The 843-nt window shown below is 73.7% G+C and carries 2 pseudogenes; one reads left to right on the top strand and one right to left on the bottom strand.

Annotated elements, in window-relative coordinates:
* A pseudogene (locus R6V09_RS54145) lies at positions 1-242 on the top strand (hypothetical protein); the annotation flags it as partial.
* A 13-nt stretch (positions 243-255) separates the two neighbouring features.
* On the opposite strand, the pseudogene R6V09_RS54140 reads toward R6V09_RS54145, so the two are convergent.
* Positions 256-843 (bottom strand): annotated as a pseudogene (locus R6V09_RS54140) (DUF6350 family protein); the annotation flags it as partial.

Genomic DNA, 843 nt, shown 5'->3' with positions numbered 1-843 from the left:
CCACCGACCCGGACACCCCGGCCGCGCCCGAGCCGCCGGGCCGCCCCCAGACGACGGCGGCGGTGAGCGGCCTGGTCACCGCGTCCCTCGCCATCGCCCTGGTCGCCGCGATGTTCGTCGCGCAGCTGGCCTACAGCGACTTCTACACCTGCACGAACGACGCCCTGACGAACGAGGCGAAGCAGTCCTGCAACCAGCTGCTGCCGAAGGATCTGCGGGGGTTGCTGGGTACCGCCAACTGACGCCCGGCGCCGGTCAGTTCGGTCCCGGCGGGTCCGGGAACACCTGTGGTTCCGGTGATTCCGGTGCTTCTTCCGGCGGAGTGGACGCCTCCCTCAGGGCCGCCCAGCGGGCCTCGCGGGGGGCGTTGTCGTACCAGGGCGTGGGCGAGGGCTCCGGCGGTACGTCGACGGGCAGGAAGTCGTAAGGGTCGAACGTCGGGTCGTGGTCGTAGGCGATGTACGGCTGGTCGACGGGAGCCTGCACCGGTACGGGTACCGGCGTCTCCTTCGGCTTGCGGGTGAACCAGCCCCGGCCGACGGTGAACGACATCCGGAACCGGCGTCCCCGCGGAGCGTCCGGCGCCGTCTCGGCCTCACTCTTCCGCGGCTCCGCGATCGTCGGCTTCGGCACCCGGGGTTCCCGCAGCCGCCACGCCCGCAGCCCCGTCGCCGTGGGCACCGCCACCAACGCGAGCCATCCCAGCGCCGCACCCCCGGTCTGCCACCACACGGGCCCGAACCGGGCGAGCGCGGCACCCCCGAGCGGGCCACCGGACAACTCCGCGAACAGCGCCAGCACTACGGCGCACAGGGCGGCGGCGAGCAGCGCGGTGGCGGCGGT

Source organism: Streptomyces sp. W16 (genome assembly GCF_033194735.1).
Lineage (GTDB): Bacteria > Actinomycetota > Actinomycetes > Streptomycetales > Streptomycetaceae > Streptomyces.
This window is presented reverse-complemented; position numbering and strand designations above follow the sequence as displayed.